The organism is Streptomyces sp. NBC_00158 (genome assembly GCF_045160885.1).
In the GTDB taxonomy this organism is placed as follows: Bacteria; Actinomycetota; Actinomycetes; order Streptomycetales; family Streptomycetaceae; genus Streptomyces.
Window position 1 is genome coordinate 2,580,490 of record NZ_CP108161.1, and the last position, 13,347, is coordinate 2,593,836.

Annotated in this window: 13 protein-coding genes; 5 read left to right on the forward strand and 8 right to left on the reverse strand. The window is 71.7% G+C overall.

The window, feature by feature from the left end; translation table 11 throughout:
* Positions 1-32: 32 nt before the first annotated feature.
* The 5 genes from OG553_RS11585 to OG553_RS11605 all read right to left on the reverse strand — a co-directional run bounded on the left by OG553_RS11585 (position 33) and on the right by OG553_RS11605 (position 5,699).
* Complete coding sequence (locus OG553_RS11585; protein WP_405978904.1) at positions 33-719, reverse strand: hypothetical protein; 687 nt, start codon at positions 717-719, stop codon at positions 33-35.
* Complete coding sequence (locus OG553_RS11590) at positions 703-2,058, reverse strand: AI-2E family transporter (RefSeq protein WP_405978905.1); 1,356 nt, start codon at positions 2,056-2,058, stop codon at positions 703-705. Before OG553_RS11590 ends, OG553_RS11585 begins: the two co-directional genes overlap by 17 nt.
* 118 nt (positions 2,059-2,176) lie before the next feature.
* The gene (locus OG553_RS11595) at positions 2,177-2,920 is read right to left on the reverse strand and encodes a transglycosylase SLT domain-containing protein (RefSeq protein ID WP_405983017.1); all 744 of its coding nucleotides are present in this window, start codon (positions 2,918-2,920) and stop codon (positions 2,177-2,179) included.
* 394 nt (positions 2,921-3,314) lie between these two features.
* On the reverse strand, positions 3,315-4,631 hold the full coding sequence (locus OG553_RS11600; protein WP_405978906.1) for a PhoH family protein: 1,317 nt from the start codon (positions 4,629-4,631) through the stop codon (positions 3,315-3,317).
* Positions 4,632-4,937: 306 nt separating this feature from the next.
* A complete protein-coding gene (locus OG553_RS11605) occupies positions 4,938-5,699 on the reverse strand; it encodes an isoprenyl transferase (protein ID WP_405978907.1) in 762 nt (253 codons plus the stop codon).
* A gap of 127 nt (positions 5,700-5,826) precedes the next feature.
* Between OG553_RS11605 and mgrA the strand changes: the two genes are divergently transcribed.
* Entirely contained in the window at positions 5,827-6,864 is a 1,038-nt protein-coding gene (mgrA, locus tag OG553_RS11610; protein WP_405978908.1) for an L-glyceraldehyde 3-phosphate reductase, read from the forward strand.
* A gap of 131 nt (positions 6,865-6,995) precedes the next feature.
* Here the strand turns inward: mgrA and OG553_RS11615 are convergent, their stop codons facing one another.
* Positions 6,996-7,733, reverse strand: a complete 738-nt coding sequence (locus tag OG553_RS11615; protein WP_405978909.1) for a prepilin peptidase — start codon at positions 7,731-7,733, stop codon at positions 6,996-6,998.
* Between the two features lie 380 nt (positions 7,734-8,113).
* On the opposite strand from OG553_RS11615, the gene OG553_RS11620 reads away from it, so the two are divergent.
* From OG553_RS11620 to OG553_RS11630, 3 genes are all read left to right on the forward strand, one after another.
* Positions 8,114-8,488: a DUF192 domain-containing protein gene (locus OG553_RS11620; RefSeq protein ID WP_405978910.1), complete on the forward strand. Its 375-nt coding sequence runs from the start codon at positions 8,114-8,116 to the stop codon at positions 8,486-8,488.
* 36 nt (positions 8,489-8,524) lie between these two features.
* Positions 8,525-9,142 (forward strand): SMI1/KNR4 family protein, encoded by a 618-nt coding sequence (locus OG553_RS11625; protein WP_405978911.1) that lies wholly within the window; start codon positions 8,525-8,527, stop codon positions 9,140-9,142.
* A 306-nt stretch (positions 9,143-9,448) separates the two neighbouring features.
* Positions 9,449-10,744, forward strand: a complete 1,296-nt coding sequence (locus OG553_RS11630; RefSeq protein ID WP_405983018.1) for an extracellular solute-binding protein — start codon at positions 9,449-9,451, stop codon at positions 10,742-10,744.
* Positions 10,745-10,911: 167 nt separating this feature from the next.
* Here the strand turns inward: OG553_RS11630 and OG553_RS11635 are convergent, their stop codons facing one another.
* Positions 10,912-11,535 (reverse strand): hypothetical protein, encoded by a 624-nt coding sequence (locus OG553_RS11635; protein ID WP_405978912.1) that lies wholly within the window; start codon positions 11,533-11,535, stop codon positions 10,912-10,914.
* Between the two features lie 184 nt (positions 11,536-11,719).
* Between OG553_RS11635 and OG553_RS11640 the strand changes: the two genes are divergently transcribed.
* Positions 11,720-12,853 carry a serine hydrolase domain-containing protein gene (locus tag OG553_RS11640; RefSeq protein WP_405978913.1) on the forward strand — a complete coding sequence of 378 codons (1,134 nt, stop codon included), beginning with the start codon at positions 11,720-11,722 and terminating at the stop codon, positions 12,851-12,853.
* Positions 12,854-12,896: 43 nt separating this feature from the next.
* Here OG553_RS11640 and OG553_RS11645 read toward each other — a convergent pair whose 3' ends face one another.
* Complete coding sequence (locus OG553_RS11645) at positions 12,897-13,217, reverse strand: nuclear transport factor 2 family protein (protein ID WP_405978914.1); 321 nt, start codon at positions 13,215-13,217, stop codon at positions 12,897-12,899.
* Positions 13,218-13,347: the final 130 nt, after the last annotated feature.

Consider the following 13,347-nt stretch of genomic DNA (forward strand, 5'->3'; position numbering starts at 1 on the left):
TCCGGGCGGCGGGGGCACGGCGCGTTCGCGGGTCACTTCTCGCGCAGCCGGGCCATCAGGGCGCGCATGTCCTCGATCATCGCCGCCTTGACGGCGTTCTCGTCGAGGTCGCCGCCCTTGCCGTCCTCGCCCGGCCACCACTCGACCCTGATGGTGAGGACGGCCCCGCCGTCGAGCACCTGGAGCCGGGGCGCGGAGTCCTCGCCGGTGAACACCGCCCGCTCGCCGAGGCCGGGGACCAGCTGGGGCTCCACGGACGGGGACCTCAGGTTCAGGTTGATGCCGGGCCCGTGCCCGAACTCCGCCTCCGGGTCGGTCTTCTTGTGCAGTTCGACCTGCACCTGCGCGTCATGGGTGAAGGGGCGGTCCTCCCGGCCCCCGGTGGAGAAGCAGTGGGACCAGTCCAGCGCCGGGCTCTCTCCGTGGCTCGGCATGCCCACGCCCAGGTTCCCGGTCACCGCGCCGACGGCCTTCAGCGGCGTCTCCGTGCACAGCTGCTCGCTGTGCCGGTACGCGATCGGCGGCCCGGCGGCGGCGTGGCGTTCCTGCGCGACCAGCACCCCCGCCCAGACGGCGGAGGCCAGCACGGCCCCGCCCAGGGCCCAGAGCCAGGGGGCCCGTCCGCGCCCCTCCCGGCCCCCGGGCCGCTCCTGCGGGCCCGCGAGCTCGGCCGGAGAGGCGTCGGCCCACTCCCCTTCGAGCTCAGGCTCGCTGATCATCCCCGGCCTCCAGCGCGGCGGCCCGTACCGCCGTGGCCCCGTGCGGGCCCGGACCCGTGGCGGAGACGGCCCCGTTGTGCCGCTCGCGCGAGTACGCCCTCAGGTAGACCACCACCGTGTTGGTGACGGCCACCAGCGGCACGGCGACGACGGCCCCGCCGATGCCCGCGATCATCCCGCCGGCCGCCACCGCGAGCACCACCGCGAGCGGGTGGACCCGTACGGCCCGGCCGAGGATGAAGGGCTGGAGCACGTGCCCCTCGATCTGCTGGACCGCCAGCACCACGCCCAGCACCGCCAGGGCGATGACGGGGCCCTGCGTCACCAGCGCCACGACCACGGCGAGCGCGCCGGAGATCACGGCGCCGACGAGCGGGATGAAGGCGAACAGGAAGATGAACACGGCCAGCGGCACGGCCATCGTCACGTCGAGGAAGTACAGCCCGAGGCCGATGAAGACGGCGTCGATCAGCGCGACGAGCACCGTGCCGCGCACGTACGCGGTCAGCGTGCGCCAGGCGCGCGGACCCGCGCCGGCGACACCGGGGCGGGCGGCGGCCGGGACGAGGCCCAGCACCCAGCTCCAGATCCTCTGGCCGTCGTAGAGCAGGAACAGCGTCGAGAACATCGCGAGCAGCATGCCCGTCATCACCTCGACGAGCACCGTCACGCCCTGGAGGCCGGCGGAGGTGATCTCCTCGGTGTTGGTGCCGATCGTCTCGCTGAGGTTCTTCGCGATGTCGTTGATCTGCTTCTCGGTCACGTGGAACGGACTGTCCAGTGCCCAGCTCTTGAGTTCGTTGATGCCCTCGCGGAGCCGGTTGGAGAGGTCGTCGAGGTTCTCCATGACCTGCCAGACCACGAACCAGCCGACGAGCCCGATGACGACGAAGCCGAGGATCGCGGTGACGGCCGTGGCGAGCCCGCGCGGCAGGCCGAGCCGGCGCAGCCGCACCACGAACGGCTGGAGCAGCGCGGTGACGAGCAGGGCGGCGGCGAAGGCGAGGACGACCAGGCGGACTTCGCTGATCACCTTCATCAGGACCCAGACCATCCCGGCGAGCAGCAGCAGCCGCCAGCTCGCCTCGGCGGCGACCCGCACCCCCCACGGGATGACGGTCACCGGGTCGGGGCGGACCGGCGGCGGGACGGCCACGGGCCCGCCGGGCGTCGCGGCGCCCGGGGCCACCGCCGTGGAGGCGGAGGCGGAGGTGGCGGCGGGCAGCGGCGGTTCGCCGGCGGCCTCGGCCTCGACCTCGGCCCGCCGTTCGTCCAGGGCCGCCTCCATGCGGCTCAGTCTGCTGCCGAGCCGGCCGAGCCAGCCTGCCCTCTTCGCCATGTCGTTCCTTTCCCCCCGCCCAGCGGTGACACCTCGCACGACCGTACACGCGAGGAACCCCACACCGTTGGACGGTGCGGGGTTCCCCGAGGTTGTACGCGGGCCCTATGCCAGGGCTCTAGTACCAGCCGTTGGCCTGGTGGAAGCTCCAGGCGCTGCACGGGCTGCCGTAGCGCTCGTTCATGTAGCCCAGGCCCCACTTGATCTGGGTGGCCGGGTTGGTGCGCCAGTCGGAGCCGGCCGAGGCCATCTTCGAACCGGGGAGCGCCTGGACCAGACCGTAGGCTCCCGAGGAGGAGTTGACGGCCTTGTAGTTCCAGGTGGATTCCTGGTTGATGATGTTCGAGAAGCACTGGAACTGGCCCGCCGGGACCAGCTGCCGGGCGATGTCCTTGACCTGGGCGACGGTGTAGGAGCCCTGCACCGGGAAGTCGCCCGCGTCGCGGGTGGCGGAGCGGCTGGCGACGCCGCCCTCCTCCTCGCGCTGCTCCTTGAGCTTGGCGTCGGCCTCCGCCTTCTTCGCCTTCTCGGCCTCGGCCTTCTCGGCCTCCGCCTTCTTGGACTTGGCGTCCTCGGCGGCCTGGATGCGGGCGGCCTCCTCCACCGAGCGCTTGGCGTCGGCGTCGGCGGCGTGGGCGATGGTGTCGGCCTGCTGCGCCAGGGTGGCGCTCTGGACCTGGGCCTGCTCGCCGACCGGGACGTCTGTCAGGAGAGTCGCGCCGGAAGCGGTCGTCTCGATGTCGTTGGAGGCGGCGTCGCCAGTGGCGACGCCCACGACTGCGCCGACGGTGGTGACCGCGGTGGCCGAAGCCACTGCGAACCCCCGGACCGAGATCCGGCTCACACGGTGTCCTTCCAGCAGCGTCCGCAGTGACCGCGCGGTCGCAAGAGTGCCCCTTCGACACTGGTCTCCGTGGTGTTGAGGTCACTGGAGACGCTGGCCCGTGGGCAACTCCCTTGCGGGGGATGCCGGCTGTACCGGGCGGCATACGGACATCGGCTGTGGAGTTGTTCGTACTGCGTATCCCGGAAGGGGATACAGGTATTCCGTATGCGGGGCCTGACGGAGAACAGACTCTGCCGGACCTCGACGCCGCAGGGCAATTCCGCGTTGCGTGTGAAAGGTCACACCTGCTGTGATGCCGGTGATTCGGGGAAACGCCTGTGCAGCAGGGCGCCGCCCGGCTAGGCTCCTGGGCCTTTGCCGGGCGGCGCCAACTGACCGTCCCGCTATGGGGGTTTTACCCCGTTCCCTCCTAGAGGGTCTCCAGCATCTCCGTCACCAGTGCGGCGATCGGGGAGCGCTCGGAGCGGGTCAGCGTCACGTGGGCGAAGAGCGGATGCCCCTTCAGCTTCTCAACGACGGCGACCACTCCGTCGTACCGGCCGACGCGCAGATTGTCGCGCTGGGCCACGTCGTGGGTGAGGACCACCCGCGAATTGGCCCCGATCCGGGACAGAACGGTCAGCAGGACGTTGCGCTCCAGGGACTGGGCCTCGTCCACGATGACGAACGCGTCGTGCAGCGAACGTCCGCGGATGTGCGTGAGCGGCAGGACCTCCAGCATCCCGCGCCCGAGCACCTCCTCGATGACCTCGCGCCCGGCGACCGCCGAGAGGGTGTCGAAGACCGCCTGCGCCCAGGGGCTCATCTTCTCGGCCGCGTCTCCGGGCAGGTACCCGAGGTCCTGGCCGCCGACCGCGTACAGCGGGCGGAACACCATGACCTTCTGGTGCTGCCTCCGCTCCAGCACCGCTTCCAGGCCCGCGCAGAGCGCCAGCGCCGACTTGCCGGTGCCGGCCCGGCCGCCCATCGAGATGATCCCGATCTCCGGGTCGAGGAGCAGGTCGAGGGCGATGCGCTGCTCGGCGCTGCGGCCGTGCAGCCCGAAGGCCTCGCGGTCGCCCCGCACGAGCTTCACGTTGCCGTCGGCCGTGACCCGGCCCAGGGCCTTGCCCCGTTCGGACTGGAGGACCAGCCCGGTGTGCACGGGCAGTTCCGCGGCCTCGGGCACGTGGAGCCGTTCCTCGGAGTAGAGGAGGTCCACCTGCTCCCCCGAGAGGGCGAGCTCGCTCATGCCGGTCCAGCCGGTGTCCGTGATGGCGAGTTCGGCGCGGTACTCCTCGGCGAGCAGGCCCACGGAGGAGGCCTTGATGCGCAGCGGGAGATCCTTCGAGACGACCGTGACGTCGTAGCCCTCGGCCTGGAGGTTGCGGGCGACCGCGAGGATCCGCGAGTCGTTGTCCCCGAGCCGGAAGCCCGCCGGCAGGACGCCGGGGTCGGAGTGGTTGAGCTCGACGCGCAGCGTGCCGCCCAGATCTCCCAGCGGGATGGGGGCGTCGAGGCGACCGTAGCGGACCCGGAAGTCGTCGAGCAGGCGCAGGGCCTGACGGGCGAAGTAGCCGAGTTCGGGATGGTGCCTCTTGGCCTCCAACTCGGTGATCACCACGATCGGGAGCACGACCTCGTGCTCGTCGAAGCGGGAGAACGCGTTGGGGTCTGCCAGCAGGACGCTGGTGTCGAGGACGTAGGTCCGCCTGTCGGGCAGGCGGCGCTTTGTGCTGGTCACCACGGAAGGACGTACCCCCTCGGAAGAGGTCGGGCCATGAAGACCGGACCGGTCATCGGCGCCAGTGCCAGGGCCGAATTCCGGCCCTCCAATCCGTCCGTGCGAACCGCACGCGCGTCCTGGTGCAAAGGGCCTCCCGGGCGGACGGCCCTGTGCCGTCCGCTGAGACTCGACACCCGTGGATCGGGCGTCGACCTGCCTGGGTTATGCCCTCGAACGTGCGGTGCCATGCCATGGCATATGACGGACGCTCGGTGAATCCCTGGTGAAGGGTTCGCGTGGGGCCGAGGGGGTCGGGGTGTCTTCCGGTCAGGTGCCGTAGCGCCGGTGGCGGGCGGCGTAGTCGCGGAGCGCGCGCAGGAAGTCGACCTTGCGGAAGGCCGGCCAGAAGACCTCGCAGAAGTAGTACTCGGAGTGGGCGCTCTGCCACAGCATGAACCCGGACAGCCGCTGCTCGCCGCTGGTGCGGATCACGAGGTCGGGGTCGGGCTGGCCGCGGGTGTAGAGGTGCTCCGCGATGTGGTCGATGTCCAGGACCTCGGCGAGCTCCTCGAAGGAGGTGCCCTTCTCGGCGTGCTCCAGCAGGAGCGAGCGGACCGCGTCGGCGATCTCCTGGCGGCCGCCGTAGCCCACGGCGACGTTGACCAGTATCCCGTCGATGTCGTGGGTGGCCTGCTCGGCCTCCTTCAGGACCGTCTGGGTCTGCGCGGGCAGGATGTCCAGGTTGCCGACGTGGTGGACGCGCCAGCGGCCGTCCTCGGCGAGGCCCCGGACCGTGTTCTCGATGATGTTGAGCAGGGGCCGGAGCTCGACCTCCGGCCGGTCCAGGTTGTCCGTGGAGAGCATCCACAGGGTGACGACCTCGACGTCCGTCTCGGTGCACCAGCCGAGCATCTCGGAGATCTTGTCGGCGCCGGCCTGGTGGCCCTGCACCGTCGTGCCTCCGGACGCCTTGGCCCAGCGCCTGTTCCCGTCCAGGATGACGCCGATGTGCTTGGGCGACGCGTCATGGTCGAGGCGGCCTTCCACCCGGCGTGCATAGAGCCTGTACACCAGGTCGCGCAGCTTCACGATCTTCGAGCCCCTCCGTGCAATGCCCCCGTGCGAATTGCGGTCTCCCCCGAGTCCGCCACATTACTGCGCGTCGGGATCGGGTACCCAACTCGGTCTGTCACAAGTCCGTGATAGCAAGGACAACATGACTGATAACAATCCCTATCGGGCAGAGCCCTCGCGTTACGACTCCATGCCCTACCGGCGCACGGGTCGCAGCGGCCTCAAGCTTCCCGCGATCTCCCTGGGTCTCTGGCACAACTTCGGGGACGACCGGTCCCTGGAGTCCCAGCGCGCCATCCTGCGCCGCGCCTTCGACCTCGGCGTGACCCACTTCGACCTGGCCAACAACTACGGCCCGCCGCCCGGCTCCGCCGAGCTGAACTTCGGCAAGATCTTCGCCCAGGACTTCGCGCGCTACCGCGAGGAGCTGGTGCTCTCCACCAAGGCCGGCTACTTCATGCACCCCGGCCCGTACGGCGAATGGGGCAGCCGCAAGTACCTGCTCGGCTCGCTCGACGCCTCGCTGAAGCGGATGGGCGTGGACTACGTCGACGTCTTCTACTCGCACCGCTTCGACCCGGAGACCCCGCTGGAGGAGACCATGGGCGCGCTCGCGTCCGCGGTCCAGCAGGGCAAGGCGCTGTACGTCGGCGTCTCCTCGTACACGGCGGCGCAGACCGCCGAGGCCGCCCGGATCCTGACGGACATGGGCGTGCGCCCGCTGATCCACCAGCCCTCGTACTCCATGATCAACCGCTGGACGGAGGAGGACGCGCTGCTGGACACCCTGGAGGAGGCCGGCATGGGCTGCATCTCCTTCGCGCCGCTCGCGCAGGGCATGCTGACCGGCAAGTACCTCCAGGGCATCCCGGAGGACTCCAGGGCGGCCGCGGGCAAGTCCCTGAACCCCGCGCTGCTGTCGGAGGACGTGGTCCGCCGCCTGCGCGGCCTGAACGACATCGCGGCCCGCCGCGGCCAGTCGCTGGCCCAGCTGGCGCTGACCTGGGTGCTGCGCGACGAGCGGATCACCTCCGCGCTGATCGGCGCGTCGAGCGTGAAGCAGCTGGAGGAGAACGTCGCCGCGCTGGCCGGTGCGCCGCTCACGGAGCAGGAGCTGAAGGAGATCGACTCCTTCGCGGTGTCGACCCCCGGCACCAACATCTGGGCCCAGCGCGGCTGACCTGCACTTTTGCCCTGAGGGCGGGTGGAAAGAAAAACGGGCCGGTCCGTGGGGGGGATACGGACCGGCCCGAGGGGGGGGTTCCACCATAACCCTTCGTAAAGCGTCCTGCGTGCATTGCCGCAAAACGATTACGCTCCGAATCCGCCCAGCAGCACTCCGGTGAGGGTTCCGGCGGCCATGAAGGGGCCGAAGGCGAAGCCCTGGTCACGGGCCGCGCGGCCGCTCAGCAGCAGGCCGAGGCCGTATACGGCGCCGTAGAGCAGCCCCAGGAAGGCCCCGGCCACCCATACCCCCCACCCGTACCACCCAAGAGCGACCCCCAGGGCGAGCGCCAGCTTGACGTCGCCCAGCCCCATCCCGGCGGGGTTGATCAGGAACAGCACGAGGTACGCGGCCCCGAGCGCGAGCCCGCCCAGCAGCGCGAGCCGCCAGGACCCGGCGGCCCCGGGCAGCAGCGCGGCCGCGCCGAGCAGGGCGGCGCAGGCGGCGGCGAGGGGGAGGGTGAGCACGTCGGGCAGCCGGTGCACGGCCCGGTCGACGAGCCCCAGCAGCACCGGCACGGGCGCGAGACCGACGAACACCACCGCCTCGGGGCGTGCGCCGACGGCCGCCGCGAGGGCCGCGCAGACGGCCGCGGTGAGGAGGGCCGCCCCGCGGGCGCGGGGGCCGTAGCGCGGGGCCGTAGCGCCGCTTCCCCGGGGGCACTGGGCGGGCCCGAGCCAGCCCCGCAGCGGGTGCCCGTCGGGGCAGCGCGCGCGCCAGGGCTCGCCTGGTTGCACCGAGAGGCGGTACGCGGCGCGGGGCAGCGCCAGGCCGGCGGTGCCGCCGTACGCGGCGGCGGCGAGGGTGATCACGGTGGTGCCCATCCGGCGACGTTAGGCCGCCGCCGTCCCGGCCGGATGGGCCCCGGGACCCAACCCCGCCGGTCGGCGTCGCCGCTGCGCGGGGCGAGGTCCCCTACCCGCCCTTCCACCGTTCCCAGGGGCGTTGCCCCTGACCCCGGTACCGGACGCTCCGCGCCCGGTGCGCTCAAACGCCGCGCGGGCTGGATATTGCCGCGCAGCGGCAATATCCAGCCCCGCCTGGGGGCACCTCCCAGCGGTAGCTGGGGGAGTTTGAGGCGCGGGGGTCTGGGGGCGGAGCCCCCAGGGGGTCCGGGGCGCAGCCCCGGGGAACGGGCGAAGGGCGGGGCGGGGAGACGGCCCCGCGCAGCGGTGCGGCGGGCTTCCGCCCTAGGGTGACCCCCATGGCGTACAGGGACGGCACCGGCACCCTCCTCATCGGCGGCACCACGGTCCCCCTGGAGGTCGCCGCCTCCTACCGGGCCCGGACCCGGGGGCTGCTCGGCCGGGACGGTGTCGAGGGGGCGCTGCTGCTGACGCCGGCGGGCAGCGTGCACACCTTCCGGATGCGGTTCCCGATCGACGTGGCCCACCTCGACCGCCGCATGCGCGTCATCGCGCTGACCACCATGCCCCCGGGCCGCCTGGGACTGCCCCGGCTCCGCTCCCGGCACGTGCTGGAGGCCGAGGCGGGGGCCATGGCCCGCTGGGGCCTGGCGGTGGGGAGCCAGGTGGCCGTGACCGTCTCGACGGGTGGACCTCCCGGCGCGGGGCGGTAGGTTGGGGCGGTTGAGCTGGGGTCTCAGGGGAGCGGCATGACGGAGAACGCGCGGATCAAGGCGCTGGAGCAGATCATGCCGGCGACGCACGGCGCCGACGAGGACGTCGACTGGCAGGCGGCGGAGGCCGTCTGGGGGACCCGTTTCCCCTCCGACTTCGTGGCGTTCATGGGGCGTTACGGGGCCGGGTCCATCAATGGCGAGGCCACCGTGCTGCTCCCGCTGCCCAAGCCCGGTCTCCAGTGGGACCCGGCCGAGATGGCCGAGGAGACCGCCAACGCCCGGCAGCTGTGGGAGGCCGGGGGCGGCCGGGCCGCCTTCGGCGTGGACCCGGAGTCGATCATCGCCTGGGGCGTCACCGGCGGGTCCGACATCCTGTGCTGGCTCACCACCGACCCGGACCCGGACCGCTGGCCGGTCCTGGTCGCCGGCCGGCACACCGCCGACGCCTTCGCCGTCCACCCGTACGGGATGGCCGAATTCCTGCTGCGGCTCTGCTCCGACGAGTTCGACGTGAGCCCCGTGAGCATCACCTTCTGGGACGCCGGGCACCTCAGCTTCGTCCACTGGCGCAAGGCCCAGCGCCGTTGGCAGGAGGGCCGCAACCCCGAGACCGGCGAGCCGGACCCCTACGCCGGCGAGTTCGCCGACTAGCCGGCCGCCGGGGCCCGCCGCCCGACCGCGCCCGAAATCACACCGAGCCCGTTTCCCCTGCCGGAAACGGGCTTTTCGGCATGTCTACGCGCGTCGCATATCCCGTACCCATATCGGAAAACACAATTTCGAAAAGCATTGGTTGGAGCATTGAACACAAGTGCCGACCCAATGCATTCCAGCCGACCGCCCTCGGGAGAGAATTCCGGCCAGACGGGCCACGGCGGGACACCCCAGCCCGGAGCAACTCATAAGTAATAACGGGAATCAAAAGAAAATCAGGGGTATCCACTCGTGCGACGAAGAATGTTCGGCGCGGCCGCCACGGCCACCGTGTTCGGTCTGCTGATACCGCTGTCCGGCTGCGGAACTTCCTCCGGTGACGGCGGCGGCGACACGCTGCGCCTGGTCGCGGCCGAATACGGCAACACCCCCGCCACCAGTTCCAAGGCTTTCTGGGACAAGGTGACGGCCGATTTCACGAAGGCCAACCCGGGCATCAAGGTCAAGGTCGAGCTGCTTCCGTGGGCCGACATCGACCGCGAGGTATCCCGTATGGTCGCCTCCGGCAAGGCGCCGGACATGGCCCTCATGGGCTCGTACTCGGACTTCGCCGCGCAGGGCAAGCTGTATTCCGCGGAAGAACTGCTCTCGATCAGCGCCGAGGCGAACTTCCTCCAGCCCCTCGCCGAGGCCGGTTCGGTCGGCAACACCCTCTACGGCCTGCCCTTCGTGGCGAGCAGCCGTCTGCTCTTCTACAACACCAAGCTGTTCGCGGACGCCGGCCTCGTCGCCAAGGACGGCTCGCCCACCTGGCAGCCGAAGACCTGGGCGGACCTGGAGAGCGCCGCCAAGGCGCTCAAGACGAAGGGCGTGAAGTACCCGTACGCACTGCCGCTGGGCCCCGAGGAGGCGCACGCGGAGGCGATGATCTGGGAGCTGTCCAACGGCGGCGGCTACGCCGACAGCAGCGGCAACTACAGCCTGGCCTCGGACCAGAACGTGGTGACGTTCAACTGGCTCAAGACCAAGATGGTGGACCCCGGGCTGACCGGACCGACCCCGCCCTCGCAGCTGAACCGCGCCGACGCCTTCGCGGCGTTCCTGCGCGGCGAGGTCGGCATGCTCAACGGCTACCCGTCCCTCTCCCACGAGGCGCGCGCCAAGGGCATCACCGTCGGCGCCGTGGCCATGCCGGTCTCGGACTACCTCGGCACCGGCGAGAACCCGCCCACCGTGGGCGTGGCCGACTGGATGATGGCCTTCAAGCAGAACGGCAAGCGCGAGGAGATCGGCAAGTTCCTGGACTTCGTGTACCAGGACAAGAACCTGGCGGACTTCGCGGGCCGCTACCACCTGCTGCCCTCGACCGTCACGGCCTCCCGCACCCCCTCGGGCGGCGGCCTCGACAAGAACGACGAGCAGTTCCTGACCGCCCTGCGCGGCGCCCAGCTCTACCCGGTCAACAACCCGGCCTGGATGTCGGTCAGCGACACCATCAAGCGCAACATCGGGCGGGCGGTGGAACCGGGCGTGAGCCCGAAGGCCGTCCTGGAGGACATCGCCGCGAAGGCGAGCGCCGCCTCGAAGAGGAACCACTGAAAGTCCCCCGCAACGAGGGACCTTCGCCTCCCTGCCGCACGTCATCCCGTACGGCAGAATGGCTGTCGGCACTTGATCCAAGGCCGCGGCCCCGTCGCCCGTCGGGCACCCACAAGGTGCACGGGGCGACAGGCCTCCTCCTCTCCCCCTCTCCTCCCCGGCTCCCGCTACGCCTTGCCGTTCTCCGCGGAGAACGCCTTGCGGTACTGCCCGCAGCCGGAGTCCCAGCGCAGGGTGCCCGTCAGCGTCCCGTAGTGGGTGCGCGTGACCGACCACTCCACCGTGTACTCGCCGGTGTCGCACGCGATCTTCTTTCCGCCCGGGACCTTCTGACGCCCCGTCGCGGGCTGCCCCGTCAGCTTCCGCTCCACCTCGGCCCGCGCGACCCCCTTCGCGTCGCGCAGCACGGCGTGCACGACGATCGGGTGCGTGCCGTTCTTGGTGGTCAGCCCCTTGTTCACCAGCACGTCGGACACCGCCCACGCGAACTCGTACGAGGGCTGCCAGGAGAGCGTGTCCGGGTCGGCGACCTTGCGTTCGCCCCTCGGGTCGTGGGGGTGCGAGGGGCGGGAGACCGTCCCGTACTGGATCCCCGGGTGGAAGCGGACCTGCCCCTCCAGCTTGTGCTTCTGGTCCTTGGTCCACGTGGACTTCATCTCGTGCTCGCCCCCGGCCGGGTCCTGGAGGAATCCGGTGCCCGGCGCGGCGGCGGCGGAGGCCTGGCCGAGGGCGGGGGCGACGGCCGCGGCGGCCGCGGCGAGGGCGAGGGCGGCGGTGCGAGTGCGCTTCATGCCCGGACCAACGGGCCCCCGCGGCGGGCCGGAACGACGCCGTGCGCGCGTTCACCCGTACGGAGCGGCCGGCGGACGCACAGGTGACAGATTCCCGGCCGGGCCGGCACGCGCCCCTGACGCCTCTGGTTGCCTGTGGCCGAACGGACGGGGAAACGGTCCCCGCACGACCACGGGGGATGGCATGGGCACGATGATCGATGGGACGGTCGCACCGGGCTGGGAGGCGGTACGGGAGGAGTTCGAGGCGTTCGTGGCAGCCGAGCCGAACCCGCCGGAGGCCCAGCTGGCCGTGCGCCACCACGGCCGGACCGTGGTGGACCTGTGGGGCGGCGAGGACACCGACGGGTCCACCCTGAGCGGGGTCTTCTCCCTCACCAAGGGCGCCGCGCACCTGGTCGTGGCGCTGCTGGCGCAGGAGGGCGTACTGGACCTGGAGCGCCCGGTGTCGGCGTACTGGCCGGAGTTCACCGGGCACGGCAAGGAGCGGCTGACGGTGCGGCAGCTCCTCGCGCACCGCTCCGGGCTGATCAGCACCGGCGAGGGCTTCTCGTACGAGGAGATCGCGGACGACGCCCTCATCGCGGCCCGCCTGGCGGCGCAGGAGCCGTTCTGGGAGCCGGGCACGGCGTACGGCTACCACGCGTTCGTGATCGGCGCGCTGACGGGCGAGGTGGTGCGGCGGGCCACGGGACGCTCGATCCAGGAGCTCTACGAGGAGCGGGTGCGGGCGCCGTACGGGCTGGACCTGTACATGGGGCTGCCGGCGGAGCTGGAGGGCCGCTGGAAGCCGGTCCTGGAGATGCTGCCGACGCCGGCGCAGCTGGAGCTGCTGGCGGCGGGCGGGCCGCCGCCCGAGCTGCTGAGCACGGCGTTCAACTGGCACCACGAGCCGCCGATGGACTTCGTCGCGTACGCCAACCACCCGAAGGTCAAGGCCCTCGGCCCGGCCTCGGCGGGCGGCAGCGGCACGGCGCGCGGAGTGGCCGCCCTGTACGCGGCGGCCATCAGCGGGCTGGACGGGCGGCCCGCGCTGCTGGAGCCGGCGACCGTGGCGGACGTGGCGCGGCTGCACACGCCGGGGCAGGACCGGGTGACCTCGGAGCCGGACCACTTCGGGCTGGGCTTCGAGACGCAGCCGGCGGTGGGCCCGGAGGCCTTCGGGCACTGCGGCGCGGCGGGCGGCAACGGCTTCGCCGACCCGGTCACGGGGATCGCGTACGGGTACACGCGCCGCCGCTTCGGCTTCCCGGGCGGGCTGGCCCCGGAGAACGGGCGCCTGACGGCGGCGGTGCTGGGAGTGGCGCGGGGGCTGTAGGCCGCGTCCTTCGGACCGGGCCGGGCCCGCGCGCGCCGGGCGCTCAGGCCTGGCCGGTCTCGAAGCGGCTGATGTGGCCGTCGGAGACGGTGAACCGCCAGGCGGTGCGCATCTCGCCCCAGGTGTCGTTGCGGTAGGAGACGACGAGGGAGCGGCCGTCGTCGGTCTGCTTCTCGACCGACATGTGGCCGCGGGAGGAGAAGATCTCGCGGTCCGTCCAGTCGGTCACGTCGCGGTCCGAGCCGTCGTCGGACATGGTCGCGCCCGGGGTCAGGACGGCCCGGAAGGCCTCCTGGTCGCCCGCGTTGACGGCGGTGACGAAGGCCCGGACGGCGGGGTCGGCGAGCTGGTCCGGCTTGATCATGGGGTCTCCCGGTCGTGTGCGTGGTCGTCGTGCGTCCTGTGCTGCGCGCGCGACCAGGGAACACCCCCGGCGGGGCCCGGCGGCCGACCCTCACCCGTTCGCCGCCCGGCGGCGTGTCAGTGCCGGCGCC

Bases quoted from the DNA above. Each gene is read 5' to 3' on its own strand.
- OG553_RS11585 (WP_405978904.1), bottom strand. From the start codon at position 719: ATGATCAGCGAGCCTGAGCTCGAAGGGGAGTGGGCCGACGCCTCTCCG.
- OG553_RS11590 (WP_405978905.1), bottom strand. From the start codon at position 2,058: ATGGCGAAGAGGGCAGGCTGGCTCGGCCGGCTCGGCAGCAGACTGAGC.
- mgrA (WP_405978908.1), top strand. From the start codon at position 5,827: ATGACTGATAACAATCCCTATCGGGCAGAGCCCTCGCGTTACGACTCC.
- OG553_RS11615 (WP_405978909.1), bottom strand. From the start codon at position 7,733: ATGGGCACCACCGTGATCACCCTCGCCGCCGCCGCGTACGGCGGCACC.
- OG553_RS11620 (WP_405978910.1), top strand. From the start codon at position 8,114: ATGGCGTACAGGGACGGCACCGGCACCCTCCTCATCGGCGGCACCACG.
- OG553_RS11625 (WP_405978911.1), top strand. From the start codon at position 8,525: ATGACGGAGAACGCGCGGATCAAGGCGCTGGAGCAGATCATGCCGGCG.
- OG553_RS11630 (WP_405983018.1), top strand. From the start codon at position 9,449: ATGTTCGGCGCGGCCGCCACGGCCACCGTGTTCGGTCTGCTGATACCG.
- OG553_RS11635 (WP_405978912.1), bottom strand. From the start codon at position 11,535: ATGAAGCGCACTCGCACCGCCGCCCTCGCCCTCGCCGCGGCCGCCGCG.
- OG553_RS11640 (WP_405978913.1), top strand. From the start codon at position 11,720: ATGGGCACGATGATCGATGGGACGGTCGCACCGGGCTGGGAGGCGGTA.
- OG553_RS11645 (WP_405978914.1), bottom strand. From the start codon at position 13,217: ATGATCAAGCCGGACCAGCTCGCCGACCCCGCCGTCCGGGCCTTCGTC.